Source organism: Kitasatospora sp. NPDC127067, assembly GCF_042724755.1.
GTDB lineage: Bacteria > Actinomycetota > Actinomycetes > Streptomycetales > Streptomycetaceae > Kitasatospora > Kitasatospora lactacystinica.
Genome location: NZ_JBHXEM010000019.1, coordinates 59,030 through 72,539, shown reverse-complemented (window position 1 = coordinate 72,539; position 13,510 = coordinate 59,030). Strand labels below are relative to the sequence as shown.

Sequence of the window (13,510 nt, the reverse complement as noted above, 5' to 3'; positions counted from 1 at the left end):
CGGCTCCGGAGGACACGCGGATCCTGGTGCCGTCGCTCCGTCGCTCCGTCGCTCCGCCGCTCCGTCGCTCCGTCGTTCCGCCGTTTGCGTCTTCCGTCATCCGCGGGAGTCGGTGGACCGGCCCTCGGAGCCGGGCCGAGCCTGCTGCGCCCACCGTCAATGCCGGCTGCCGCCCAACCCGTTCGGGTGAGTCCGGCGCGGCGACCCATCCGCGGCCCCGGGCGCCTCGAACCCTCGGCGTGAGCAAGAAACCATCCGACGCTTCCGCGCTCCTCCGCGGCCGTTCCGACCGCCTCCGGCACGTCGGCGTCGCAGCGGCGACCGGGTTGGCGGCCGCCTCGGCCGCACTCGGTGCGGGAGAACTGGCCGCCGCCTTCACCGGGCCCGACACCGCGCCGGTCATCGCGGTGGGCTCCGCGGCCGTCGACCTGTCGCCGACCCCGCTCAAGGAATACGCCGTCCGCACCTTCGGCGGGTACGACAAGACGGTGCTGCTCGGCGGAATCCACCTGACGGCGGCCCTGCTCGCCGCAGGTGCCGGATGGCTGTCCGCTCGCCGCCCGAGGACCGGAGCGGGCATCTTCGCGGCCTTCGGCGTGCTGGGTGCCTGGGCCGCGCTCTCCCGGCCGGGAGCGCGCGCGGCGGACGTCGTACCGGCCCTCGTGGCAGGCGTCGTCGGCGCGGCCACCGTCCTCGCCCTGTCCCGCATGACGGGGTCGGCCGCGCTGCCGGTGAACACGGTCCGCACGATCGGACACCCCACCGCAGAGAGTGCCGACCAGGAGTGGCGCACCGGAAGCGAGGGCACCACCCGCCGGGCCGTTCTCGCCGTCACCGGCGGGACGATCGCCGTCGGCGCGGTCGCGGTCACCGGAGGCAGGATCCTGACGGACCGCCTCTTCGACGTCGGCGCCGTCCGCGCGTCCGTTCGCATCCCGCCCGCCGTGGAACCGCTGCCGCCCCTGCCGCCCCCGGTCCGTCCGAAGGTCGCGGGCCTGTCCCCGTTCGTCACCTCGAACACGGATTTCTACCGGGTGGACACCGCGCTCACGCTCCCCCGTATCGACCCGCGGCGCTGGGCCCTGCGCGTCCGGGGCATGGTCGACCACCCGCTGGTGCTGACCTTCGACGACCTGCTGCACGAACCCCTGGAGGAGATGGACCACACGCTGTCCTGCGTCTCCAACGAAGTGGGCGGCCCCTACGTCGGCACCACCCGCTGGCTCGGCGCTTCCCTCCCCGCCCTGCTGCGCCGTGCCGGCGTGCACCGCGGCGCGGACCAGCTCGTCGGCCGCTCACAGGACGGCATGACCATCGGCACGCCGCTGGAGCCGGTGCTCGACGGACGGCGCGCACTGCTGGCGGTCGCGATGAACGGCGAGGCCCTGCCCGTCGCCCACGGCTTCCCCTGCCGCAGCGTCGTCCCCGGCTTCTACGGCTACGCCTCCGCCACCAAATGGCTCGTCGACCTGGACGTCACCACCTTCGCCGCATTCGATCCGTACTGGGTGCGCCGGGGCTGGGACCGCACCGGCGCGGTGCGCACCGCCTCGCGCATCGACGTCCCGGCCCCGTTCGCCCGCGTACCCGCCGGGGACGTCACGGTCGCCGGCACCGCGTGGGCGACCCACCGCGGCATCGCCGCCGTCGAGGTCCGGATCGACGGCGGCACCTGGCAGCAGGCGCTGCTCGCCGCCGACGCCGGACCGGACCTGTGGCGGCAGTGGACCCACACCTGGCCCGGGGCCGCGCCCGGCACCCACCGGATCGAGGTCCGGGCGACCGATGCGACCGGCGCCGTCCAGACCGGGGACCGGGCCGCCCCCTACCCGTCCGGCGCGACCGGCTGGCACAGCAGCGTCGTCACCGTCACCTGAGAGCCCCGGCCGACCCGCCCGGCCTCCACCAGACCACCTTCACGACCACCTTCACGTACCCGGCGCCGTCCGGGGCGGTCCGCCCGAGGGGCCGACCGCCGCACCCTCACAAGGAGATCACCGCAATGAACGCCACCACCCGCCGCCGCGACACCGTCACCGCCGTCCTCGCCGCGACCGCGCTCGCCTTCGGCCTCGGGGCCTGCGGCAGCAGCTCCGGATCGTCCTCCTCCGCCGCCTCCGTCGCCCCCTCGAAGGCCCCCGCCGCCGCGCCGGCGGCCGGTACCACCGCGTCGGCAGCCGGTGCCGCCATGAGCGACCGGCCGTTCGGCACAGCCTGTGCGGCCGTGCCCAAGGACGGTGCGGGCTCCTTCACGGGCATGGCCAAGGACCCGGTCGCCACCGCCGCCTCCAACAACCCGCTGCTGTCCACCCTGGTGACCGCCGTCAAGCAGGCGGGCCTCGTCGACACCCTCAACTCCGCGCAGAACATCACCGTCTTCGCGCCCACCGACGACGCCTTCGGCAAGATCCCCAAGGCCACCCTGGACGCGGCCCTCGCCGACAAGGACACGCTGACCAAGATCCTCACCCACCACGTCGTCCCCCAGCGCCTCGCCCCCACCGCCCTCGCCGGAGGCCACAAGACCCTGGAAACCCACGACCTCACCGTCACCGGCGCCGCCCCCGACTTCACCGTCGACGGCGACGCCAAGGTCCTGTGCGGGAACGTCCAGACCGCCAACGCCACCGTCTACATCGTCGACACCGTCCTGATGCCCGCCTCCTGACGTACCGTTCGCGTCCTGCCGGCGGCCGGAGCCCGGCGAGGGTACGTCCTTCGCCTGCCCGGCCGCCGGCTTCGGTCAGTAACCGATGATCTGAAGGCCGGAGTTGACGGTGAGGTAGAAGGTGTGGGCGTCGGGTCCGAGGGCCAGGCCGGTCACCCAGTTGAGGCCGGTGATGCCCTCGGCCGGGACCAGGGTGTCGGTCGCGGTGTCCAGGGCGAGGACCGACGCCTTGCCGTCGCTGCTGGTGAGGTCCTGTTGGACCATGTACAGCCGGGTGCCGTCCGCGCCCACCGACGGGTTCTGCAGCCACTGGCCCGGGGAGATGTCCAGGGTGGAGAGGGCGTCGGTGGCGAGGTCGACGGCGTAGCCGGTGCCGTCGTTCCCCACGCCGTAGAGCCGGGTGCCGTCCGGGGAGAGGGCCAGGCTCGGGACGGAGCCGATCGGGGCGGCGATGGCGCCGACGACGGTCGGGGTCCCGGTGCCGGTGTCCAGGCGGACCAGGTTCTCGTCGGTGGCGGCGTACGCCGCGTCACCGGCCGGAGGCGTGACGATCGAGCCCAGGTAGCGGCCGGGGACCGGCACGGCGGCGGTGAAGCCCTGCTGCTGCGGGGAGAAGGACAGGACCCGGGCGCCCGGCTCGGCCGGGCGGTGATAGCGGGCCGGTCCGTCCTGGCCGACGTAGACCCTGGCGCCGTCCGCGCTGACCGCCAGCGAGGTGAGCGCCCCGGGGAGGGTCCCGTCGGGCCGCGGCTGGTCCGGTGCCTCCGTGCTGGAGACCACGGTGTCGGTGGCCGTGTCGATGGCGCCCAGGCTGGACAGCGGCGCCTTGCGGGCGGTCGAGAACAGCACGTAGACGCGCGAGCCGTCGGGGCTGACGGCCAGCGGTCCCGGACCGGCCCCGAACCCGGTGGACAGTGTCACCACCGCGGTGATCGCCCCGCTCCGGGTGTCGACCACCTTCACCTTGGCGCCATTGATGCTGTCCTTCACCGCGACGTACGCCTTGCGCCCGTCCGGGCCGACCGCCACCGAGGCGGGTGACGAGTCCAGCTCGACGGTCCGCGGGACACCCGGGACCGGCCCGCCGGACGTGCCGGTGACGGCGCCGGCGGAGCCGGACCCGGCGAGCAGCAGCGCCGCGCCCGCCGCCAGGGAGCCCAACCAACGGGCCTTCGACAAAAGCGAGTTCATGTGACCCTCCGCTTCGGACACCGCGGGTCCCCGCGGTGGAAGGCAAACGCTACGGGACGCACCCGTACGGGGTGCGGCTTCGGCCTCAGGGCCGCGGTCGGCGCCGGAGGCGAGGCGGGTCAGGGCCTGGTGGGCGGCGCGCGGGTCACCCGCCGGGCGTGCGACGGGGTTCCGCGAGCAGGGCGCGGAAGGCCGTGGCCACGGCGCCGGGGTGTTCCTGCATGGCGACGTGGCCGACGCCGGGCAGGGTGAGGAGCCGGGCGTCGCGGAAGGCGGCGTAGGCCCGGGCCGCCGAACGGAAGGGGACGAGGCGGTCCTCGCGGCCGTAGACGAGCAGGGTGGGGGCGGTGACCCGGTGGGCCTGGTGCCAGGCCGAGGCCTCGCCGGCGGGGCGCAGGTGGGATCGGACGACGGCGCGCACGCCCTGCGCCAACATCTGCTGGGCGTAGGGGAGTTCGGCCCGGCGCAGGCGTTCGCGCGCCTCCGTCGCCCGCTGTTCGGCGTCGACGCGGGACGGGTCGGCGTAGATCAGGCCGTAGAGGTCGTCGAGCTGCCGGTCGGGGCTCCGGGCCGACAGCAGCCGGGCGTACAGGCGGTGAGCGCCCGGCAGGCCCAGCAGGGAGATCCGCAGGGCCTGGGGCGGCGGGAGGGCGGGCAGGACCGGCGAGACCAGGGTCAGGGTGGAGACCAGCTCCGGGCGGTGGGCGGCGAGGTGGAGGGCGGTCAGGCCGCCGAGGGAGTTGCCGACCAGGTGAACGCGGCGGTGCCCGGTGCGGTCGAGGTGGCGGGCGACGGCCGCGGCCTGGCGTCGGACGGTGACGAGGCCGTCGGGCGGGGGAGCGGAGCGGCCGAAGCCCGGGAGGTCGAGGGCCAGGCAGTGCACCGACGGCCGGAGGCGCTCGATCAGGGCGGCCCAGTTGTGGGTCCAGCCGCCCAGCCCGTGCAGGAACACGGCGGTCTCGGCGTCCGGGCGGGCGCCGGGTGCGTACTCGGCGGCGAGCGGTCGGCTCATGACGGTTCGCTCCCCGCTCTCACGCGCGCCGCGCCGCGGAGGACTCCGCCACCGCGAGCCGGTAGTGGTCGAGGAGCCGGTCGCCGACCGCCTCCCAGCTGCGTTCCGCCACCGAGGCCCGGCCGGCCCGGCCGAGCGTTCGGCGCAGTTCCGCGTCGCGGGCGAGCCGCTCCACCGCCTCCCGGAAGCCCCCGCCCGCGCCCGGCGGCACGAGGAAGCCGGTGCGTCCGGGGAGCACCAGGTCGAGCGGTCCGCCGGCCGCCGGGGCGACGACGGGCAGGCCGCTGGCCATCGCCTCCTGGAGGGTCTGGCCGAAGGTCTCGAACGGCCCGGGGTGGGCGAACACGTCGAACGAGGCGTAGAGCCGGGCGAGTTCGTGCCCGGTGCGGCGGCCCAGGAAGAGCGCGTCGGGCAGTGCGGCACCCAGCCGGGCGCGGCACGGGCCGTCCCCGACCACCACCAGCCGTACGCCCGGGAGCCGGGACGTCTCGGCCAGCCGCTCGACCTGCTTCTCCGGTGCCAGCCGCCCGACGTAGCCGACCAGCACCTCACCGGGCCGGCCGAGGTGTCGGCGCAGGGCCTCGTCCCGGTGGCCGGGGTGGAAGCGCACGCAGTCGACGCCGCGCGGCCACAGGTGGACCCGGGGGATCCCGTGGGCCGTCAGGACGTCGAACGAGGCCCTGGACGGCGCCAGGGTCCGCGCGGCCGCCGTGTGGATGTGCCGCAGCCGGCGCCAGGCCAGCCGGGCTCCGGCCGCGCCCGCGAAGGGCAGGTAGGTCCGGGCGTAGGCGGCGAGGTCGGTCTGGTAGACGGCGACGGCGGGGACGCCCGCGCGTCCGGCCGCCGCCGCGCCGGCGGCCCCGAGCGCGAACGGGCTCGCCAGGTGGACCACGTGCGGGCGGTGCCGCTCGACGGCGTCGGCCACCCGGCGCCCGGGGAGGGCGATCCGCACCTCGGGGTAGCCGGGCAGCGGGACCGACGGGACGCGGACCACCCGGTAGCCGTACGCCTCTCCGCAGTCCTCGTTCTCGCGACGCTGCGCCGCCGGTGCCACCACCAGCGGGACGTGCCCCCGGGCGAGGAGGTGCTCGGCGGTGCGGAGCACGCTGTGGGCCACGCCGTTGAGCTGCGGGGCGAAGGACTCGGCGACGATCACCACCCGCAGCGGCCCGTCGTCGTCGGCCGGGCCGTCCGTGGCGGGCGACGCCCGCCCGGGCAGGACCCCGGTCACCGGGCAGCCTCCGCCGCCACGGCCTCCGCCGCCACGGCCTCGGGACGGGCCGGGACGGACCGGCCGATCGCGCGCAGGTCCCGGAGGATCTCCCGGAAGCAGGCGGTCAGGCCCGCCTCGGCGTACGGCACGCCGATCTCCGCGCAGTACGCGCGCACGATGCGCGAGGCCGGGCGCAGCGCCGGCACCGGCATGGCCGGGAAGAGGTGGTGCTCGATCTGGTGGCCGAGACCGCCGAAGAGGAAGTGGACGAACCGGCCGGCCCGCAGATTGCGGGAGGGCAGCACCTGCCGCCGGAGGAAGTCGGTGCGCTGCGCGCCGGGGCCGGTCAACGGCATGCCCTTGTGGTTGGGGGCGAAGACGCAGCCCAGGTAGACGCCGAGCAGCGCCCCGAACAGCGCGGTGAAGGCGAGCGCCTGGAGCGGAGCGAGCACGAGGACGGTCAGGGCAGCCGCGAGGACGTAGTGCAGTGCGGCGAGGGTGCGTTCCAGGGCGGGGCGGCGGACGGTGCCACGGGTGAGGGTCAGGCCGGTGGCGACGAGCAGGCCGAGCGCCTGGAGGGAGAGCAGCGGGAAGAACAGCTCCGCCTGGTACCGGGCCATGAGGCGTCGCAACCCCCGTGCCCGGTCGGCCTGTTCGGCGGTTCTGGCGAAGAGGATGGCATCGGCGGCCGGGTCGCGGCCCTCGTGGTTGGGGTGGGCGTGGTGCCGGTTGTGGTCGTCGACCCACCAGCCGTAGCTCATGCCGACCACCAGGTTCCCCAGCACGATGCCCACCAGGTCGGTCGTCCGGCGGTCGGCGAACACCGTGCGGTGCGCGACGTCATGGCCGAGCAGCGCCAACTGGCCCAGGACGAGGGCGAACAGCGGCGCGAGGCCGAGCTGCCACCAGCTCGCGCCGAGCGCGACGAACCAGGCGAGCAGCCCCGCCAGTGCGGCGAACAGCCCCGCGCTCCGGCACGCGTAGTAGAGCGGGCGCCGACGCAGCAGACCGGCCCCGGCCACGCGCCGGTACAGCTCGGCGAATTCGCCGCGCCGGGCGGTCCCGGCACTCGGAGTGTCCTGAACGGTCATGCCACCAATCCGGTCTCGGGCCGCCACGGCCGGCCGTCGCCGCGCGGCGTGCCCCGGGCAGGGGAGCCCTGAGACTTCCGTACTCCACCGGCCGCTGTCCCGCGCCGCCGGTGAACGCAACCTGATCGAGTGGGTGGCGGGCACGGATTGACGGTCCGCTGTTCACGGGTCGAGAACCCGTACGGAACGCTGCCGGGGCAGAAGGACCGCCCCTGACTGCTGCCGTCGGCTACCCGCTACCGGCTACTGGTTACCGACTACCGACTGAGCATGCGCAGCCGCAGCCGGTGCGGCCGCAGCACCGTGGCCAGCCGCACGGGGCGGGCGTCGGCCGGCCCGGGCGCCGCGACCGGCTGCCAGCGGCCCAGCACGGTGGCCAGCGCGATCGCCGCCTCGGCGCGTGCGTAGTCGGCGCCAACGCACTGCCGCGGTCCGTTGGCGAAGCCGGCGAAGGCCCAGCGCGGCAGAGCGGCGGCCCGCTCGGGCAGCCAGCGGTCCGGCCAGCAGATCGGTGTGCCCGGTACCGTCGGCCCGGCGGTCGCGTACGAGCTCGGCCACCGTCCGCCGCAGGGTGCGCACCGCCGCGTGGTAGCCGGGGCCCGCGGGCAGCATCAGCACCCGCCGCAACGCGCCGGCCAACGCGGTCTCGAAGGCGTGCTGCAGACGGTCGGCCAGCGCGTCCGGCGCCTCGGTGCCCAACAGGCTGCGCGCCACCACCCGCAGGGTGAACCGGTAGCACGCCTGGCCGCACCCCCGGGAGCCGGTCCGCGCCGGACGGCGGTCCGGCGATCCACCGCTGCCCGCGCAGGTCGGCGACGTCGACGTAGTCCCCGCGGGCCAGCACCCACCTTGCGAAGACCAACCGGTCACCGAACGGTCCGCCGGCAGGCTCGCGGCCGTTCCAGGACCGGGTCCTGGAACTCGTGGAGGGCCGGGCGAAGGCGTGCCAGGCAGTGGAAGGCAGCCGCACCCGTGCCGCCTTCCGCGAACATGGCAGGAGGGTACTCGTCGCGCTTCCCCAAAGGGCTGGTTCGAATTCCTCGAAGCGAATTCGAGCGACTGGTTCGAATGCCCGGACGGTTGACGGTCACGACAGAGGGAAGCGGCGAGCCCGGGCTGTGCGAGGCGCCCTGCCAGATCTGACCTTTCTGGGCCTCTGCAATGACGCTTCGCCATCTTCGAATGTGCTGGTCAGTGGGTCCGCCCGCCCACCGCACGATGGCCAGGATCCGTTGGTCTTCCGGCGGCAGCGCGTCCTCGGTTACGCCGGGCCCACGGTGCGGGACCAGCAGCGCCGCTCGGCCCGCGACCTGCGCCGTCGCTGAATCGGTCACCGCTGTCTCCGCGGCGAGTTGCTCGGCTATCCGCTGCCAGAATCGTTCCGCGACGGCGAGTTTCGTCCCGCTCCGCCCGCACCTGCACCAGCTGCTTGAGCAGCTGGCCTTCGAGTTCGCCCAGCTCCGCGCGTCGCGCCGCGATCCGTTCCGCGATCTCGGACTCCACTGTGAACCGGATCGTAGGCGGCACCGGGACAGCGGCGCGGAGGAACCAGTGGAACGGCCCCGGCTCACCCCGTCAGACGATCAAGACCGCAGCCTTCCGCCCACGACCGGCGTGAGCATGTGTCACCCGTCATGACCGCCCCGGTTGTGGTCACTGTGCTCCAGAACCGCCAAGACACTGCTCGCGGTAAAGCTCAGCACCGCATTGAGAAGCTCGTGGAGCGCGTTTCCGGAGTCGCCTGCGGTGAAGTCGCTCACCGCGAGCGCGTTGAATGCGATGCCGAGCGCGATGCCGGCGGCTGTGTACAGCTTCCGTGGCTTCTTCATGGGTTCATAGCAGCATCGCGATCCCGGGACCGGTGCCGCAATACCATCGAATTCTGTGGCCACTTGCGACCTGACGGGAGCGGGTTCGGGACTGGTCCCGGGGGCCAGGGCCCTACGGTGGCTGCAGTGGGGCTGGACGCGACGAGGGGGCGGAAAATGCCAGACAAGATCTTCAGAGCCCAGATGCTGCCGCCGGAGATGCCCAGCTTGGCCGATGGAGTTCCGGTGGCGCCGCCCGGAACCATCTTCGTGAAGGCTGCGGCGGGCGGGTACGCGGTGCCGCCGCGCAAGTTCACGTTGCACTTCGGGCGTGCCGTGCGCGACGTCCATGTGCCGGTGGGGGCCGGCGACGCTCACGTGAGTCGGCTGCACGGCGTCTTCACCTGCGATGGCGGCCAGTGGTGGCTGCGCAACGAGGGCCGGCGCCCTATCCAGTTCCCGGGCGAGGGCATGGTGCTACGCGGCCACGAGCTGCCGATGCCTGCTGGCTACACACCGCTGACCATCGAGACCCCCAACCGCAAGGCTCACCTGCTCGAAGTGCATGTCGTCGGCGGTCCCGGCCCGCTACGCAGGGACGACTCGCAGACGCCGACGGATACGGCGGACGTCTACGACCTCAAGCCCGTCGAGCGCCTCGTGGTCACCGTGCTGGCCCAGCAGTACCTGCGTCGGGAACCGTATCCGACGCCGGTGTCGTGGAAGCAGCTCGCGCACGATCTCAACCGGGTTGCGCCGTACCGGCGGTGGACGGACAGCGTCGTCGATCACGTGATTGCCGACCTGCGCCTACGCCTGGCCCACGGACCGGACGCGATCCGCGGGCTGCTCCGCGAGGATGTTGGCGAACCCGTGGGAAATACCCTCAACGTGAACCTGATTGAAGCGCTGCTGAGGAATGCGACCCTGATCCCCGACGATCTCGACGCGCTCGGTGAGGAGCTCTGACATGCCCGGCACCGACGATGCATGGCAGCCCGGCAAGCTGATCGACGGGCGCTACCACCTGATGGCCCTGGCTGGTGCGGGCGGGATGGGCTTGGTCTACCGGGCCAGACACCTGCAGTGGGGCGTCGATCTGGCCGTGAAGCGCCCCCGGTTGGATGCCGGACTCAATGCTGGGCAGATCGAGAAGTTCATGCGGGAGGCGGAGACCTGGGTCTCGGTGGGCCTGCATCCGAACGTCTGTGGCTGTCACTACGTGCGCAAGATCGACGACGTGCCCACGGTGTTCGCCGAGTATGTCGCCGGCGGGAGCTTGCAGCGGTGGATCACCGATCGTGTTCTTTATCAGGGCCCGGTCACCGAGGCCACGCTTCGGGCCCTGGACGTGGCGATCCAGCTCGCCTGGGGACTCGGCCACGCGCACGATCGCGGGCTGGTCCACCAGGACGTGAAGCCAGCCAACGTGCTGCTCGACTCCACGTCGCTCGAGGGAGACCTACTCGTGAAGGTCACCGACTTCGGTCTGGCGCGGGCCAGAGCGAGCCTCCTGACCGGGGCCGGAGCGATCCCAGTCGATGATCGGGCCGACGTCAGTGTGCTGGTAGGCGCGGCCGGAATGACCCCCGCGTACGCCTCGCCCGAGCAGCGGGCCGGCAAGGCGTTGAGCCGCCGCACCGACATCTACAGCTACGCGGCGTCGGTTCTCGAGATGTTCGTAGGCAGGCGGACCTGGCGTCAGGGGCCTGATGCGAGGGCCGCGCTGGCGAGATGCCTCTCCGGCGGAATCACCGATCTTCCGATGCCGCCGACCCTCGCCGAGTTGCTCAGCCGCTGCCTGGCCCCGGACCCCTCCGCCCGCCCGGGCTCGCTGGCCGAGGTGGCCGCGACGCTCGGCGAGGTCTACCGGGAGGTCGCGGGCCGCCGCTACCCGCGGGCGATGCCAGTGGCCGCCGAGCTTCGAGCCGACGAGCTAAACAACAGGGCTCTGTCCATGCTCGACCTGGAGCGGTTGACCGAAGCGCGGGAGATGTTCGCTGCCGCGCTACGGACCGATCCGCAGCATCTGGTCGCCAGGTACAACGCCGGGCTGCTCCGCTGGCGGTCCGGCGCCGTCACGGACGAGGACTTGGTGGCCGAGTTCGAGGGCGTGCGCAGTGACGCCGGCGATCCGTGGCAGGCACGACACCTCCTCGCCGAGATTCAGCTGGAGCGCGGCGACGTCGAGGCCGCCCGCGCGCTCGTCGCGGGGCTGGAAGAGAAGCCGGAGGTCCGGGAGACGATCGAGCTGCTGCGCTCCGGGCTGCTACCGAACGCCAGGACCCTCGGAAGCACTGAGATGCCGTGGTGGACGGACGACGTTTACCAAGAAATGCGGTATTCGAAAGATGGCGGCAGCTACGGGGCGGAAATTCCGATCCGGATAGCGGCCAGCGGTCGGATCGCACTGACCGGCGACCTGGACGGCACGATCAGAGTATGGGACCTGCGCGACGGAAGCCGTCCCCTCATGCTGCACGGGCACACCCGAAGCCTGCGGGATATCGACGTGACCCCGGATGCCCGGATGGCGGTGTCGTTCAGTGACGACAACACGATACGGGTCTGGGACTTGCGAACCGGCAGCTGCGTACAGGTCATCGCCACGGCGCATCTCGACGGGCTGTGGAGCTCGGTGCGAATCAGCCCTGACGGACGTCTGGTCCTGTGGGGCGGCGACGGCCTGGTCCAGCTCCGAGACCTCGCCACCGGCCACCACCAGGTACTGCACGACGGGGAGTTCGGCGGACAGATCACGCTGAGCGATGACGGACGTCGGGCAATGTTCGCCGCTGACGGCAAGCTGCACCTGTTCGAGCTGTCGCGGGGACGAGGCCGGGAGCTCCTCGTCTTCGAGGCGGACGCCGGGATCCTCAGCATGGTGCTCAGTCCCGGTGCGTACTTCGCGGTTATCGGAACGAACAGCGGCCGGGTCCTGCGCGTCTGCGAACTCACGCAGGGACGCCTCGTCCGAGCCATCGCTGGCGCGGACTCGGCGAGTTCCCTGTCGTTGAGCGCCGACGGACGGTACGCGCTGTCCGGCGCGAGCGACAAGACCGTGCGGTTCTGGGATTTGGTGAACGGACAATGCGTCCGGACGTTCAAGGCGGCCCACGAGGACTTCGTGGAGGCGGTATGGATGTCTGGTGACGCCCGATTCGGACTCTCGGTAGGCCAGGACAACGCCATTCGTCATTGGCTGCTGCCCGCCGGTCATCCCGCTCCGTATCAACTGAGCCAGCCTCGGGTCCATGCGGAACTCACCGAGCTGAACGCGCAGATGGAGGCGCACGTCCGTGATGCCGAGCAGGCGCTGGCGGCCGAGGACTTCCGGTCGGCGCTCGACGCGCTGACCAAGGCGCGCGAAGTCCCCGGCTACGAGCAGGCGCCCCGCGTGTTGTCCGTGTGGCGGGAGCTGGGTAGGTCCACAACCCGTGCCGGGTTGCGCGGGGCCTGGGAGGCGATGACCGTCCGGACCGATGGTCACCCTCACCTGGTCGACCTGTCCGATGACGCCCGGATCGCGGTGATGGGGAGCTTCGACGGGGCAATCCGAATCTGGAGCCGCGACGAGGGCAGGATCACCCGCGAGATAAAGGCGCACGCCCCGAAACCTCCGTATGAGCGGGTCGGGATAACCGGGCTCTGTATCAGCGGCGACGGGCAGCGGGTGCTGTCCAGCGCGTCGGACGGATTCGTCAACCTGTGGCGGGCCGAGACCGGCGAGTGCCTGCTGGCGCTGGACACTGCTCCCCTCGTGCCGACCACGATCCGATTCAGCGTTGATGAGGGTCAGGCGTTGGTCGGAGTCAGTGACGGCAGCATCGGGTTGTGGGATCTGCACACGGGGCGGCTGCTTCAGAAGATGGCCGGCCACGGCAACATTCCCATCCTGCCCGAGGACCCGCCGATGCTCAAGGCCCTCCTCGCGGAGACGAAACCCCAGGTCGAATGCCTGTCACCAAGCGTGGACGGCCGCTTTGCCGCGTCCGTCGGAAGCGACGGCAACCTAAGGCTGTGGCAGCTGGACGACGGCCACTGTGTGAGGACCTTCGACGGCTACCGCGGGGCCAACACGGTGAGCCTGAGCACCGACGGACGCTTCCTGCTGTCCATCGGCAACGTCGACGACCGCCCGATCCGACTGTGGGACGTCGAGACCGGTGCATGCATTCGAGCGTTCGACGTCGACGCCGAGCACCACCCGGTAACCGGCGTGCTCACCACGGACGGACGCTTCGCGGTGTCCGCGGGATGGGATTCCACGGTTCGCATATGGGAGGTGGCCACCGGGCGGTGCCTACGATCCCTCACCGGCCACCAGGACGGCGCGCTCGCCGTCGCGCTCTCGCCGGACGGGTACTTCGCGGTGTCCGCAGGACAGGATTTCACGATGAAGTTGTGGGAGCTCGATTGGGAGCTTGCCATCGCCGATGAGGGCGGATCCCTCCCCCGGACTCCGTGATCAAGCAGCGAGACGGTATCGGTCCTGGTAACGGGCCTGACGGCCACGCTCGTGCTCCT

Annotated in this window: 10 protein-coding genes and 1 pseudogene; 4 read left to right on the top strand and 7 right to left on the bottom strand. The window is 72.4% G+C overall.

Going from position 1 to position 13,510, the window contains the following annotated elements:
* Positions 1-239 precede the first annotated feature (239 nt).
* Positions 240-1,877 carry a molybdopterin-dependent oxidoreductase gene (locus tag ACFWJ4_RS11165; RefSeq protein ID WP_380541960.1) on the top strand — a complete coding sequence of 546 codons (1,638 nt, stop codon included), beginning with the start codon at positions 240-242 and terminating at the stop codon, positions 1,875-1,877.
* 125 nt (positions 1,878-2,002) lie between these two features.
* The gene (locus tag ACFWJ4_RS11160) at positions 2,003-2,668 is read left to right on the top strand and encodes a fasciclin domain-containing protein (protein WP_380541957.1); all 666 of its coding nucleotides are present in this window, start codon (positions 2,003-2,005) and stop codon (positions 2,666-2,668) included.
* 75 nt (positions 2,669-2,743) lie between these two features.
* Here ACFWJ4_RS11160 and ACFWJ4_RS11155 read toward each other — a convergent pair whose 3' ends face one another.
* From ACFWJ4_RS11155 to ACFWJ4_RS11125, 7 genes and pseudogenes are all read right to left on the bottom strand, one after another.
* Positions 2,744-3,859 carry a hypothetical protein gene (locus tag ACFWJ4_RS11155; RefSeq protein WP_380541954.1) on the bottom strand — a complete coding sequence of 372 codons (1,116 nt, stop codon included), beginning with the start codon at positions 3,857-3,859 and terminating at the stop codon, positions 2,744-2,746.
* Positions 3,860-4,004: 145 nt separating this feature from the next.
* Positions 4,005-4,871 carry an alpha/beta hydrolase gene (locus tag ACFWJ4_RS11150; RefSeq protein WP_359910301.1) on the bottom strand — a complete coding sequence of 289 codons (867 nt, stop codon included), beginning with the start codon at positions 4,869-4,871 and terminating at the stop codon, positions 4,005-4,007.
* A 19-nt stretch (positions 4,872-4,890) separates the two neighbouring features.
* A complete protein-coding gene (locus tag ACFWJ4_RS11145; protein ID WP_380542048.1) occupies positions 4,891-6,036 on the bottom strand; it encodes a glycosyltransferase family 4 protein in 1,146 nt (381 codons plus the stop codon).
* Between the two features lie 62 nt (positions 6,037-6,098).
* Entirely contained in the window at positions 6,099-7,175 is a 1,077-nt protein-coding gene (locus ACFWJ4_RS11140) for a fatty acid desaturase family protein (protein WP_380541950.1), read from the bottom strand.
* Between the two features lie 257 nt (positions 7,176-7,432).
* Positions 7,433-7,663: a cytochrome P450 gene (locus ACFWJ4_RS11135; protein ID WP_380542045.1), complete on the bottom strand. Its 231-nt coding sequence runs from the start codon at positions 7,661-7,663 to the stop codon at positions 7,433-7,435.
* Between the two features lie 248 nt (positions 7,664-7,911).
* Positions 7,912-8,016 (bottom strand): annotated as a pseudogene (locus tag ACFWJ4_RS11130) (LysR family transcriptional regulator); the annotation flags it as partial.
* Positions 8,017-8,800: 784 nt separating this feature from the next.
* On the bottom strand, positions 8,801-9,004 hold the full coding sequence (locus tag ACFWJ4_RS11125; RefSeq protein ID WP_380541948.1) for a hypothetical protein: 204 nt from the start codon (positions 9,002-9,004) through the stop codon (positions 8,801-8,803).
* Between the two features lie 156 nt (positions 9,005-9,160).
* On the opposite strand from ACFWJ4_RS11125, the gene ACFWJ4_RS11120 reads away from it, so the two are divergent.
* Both ACFWJ4_RS11120 and ACFWJ4_RS11115 read left to right on the top strand, forming a co-directional pair.
* Complete coding sequence (locus ACFWJ4_RS11120; protein WP_380541945.1) at positions 9,161-9,952, top strand: FHA domain-containing protein; 792 nt, start codon at positions 9,161-9,163, stop codon at positions 9,950-9,952.
* A 1-nt stretch (position 9,953) separates the two neighbouring features.
* Positions 9,954-13,451, top strand: coding sequence for a protein kinase (locus tag ACFWJ4_RS11115; protein ID WP_380541942.1), 3,498 nt, complete (start codon positions 9,954-9,956; stop codon positions 13,449-13,451).
* Positions 13,452-13,510: the final 59 nt, after the last annotated feature.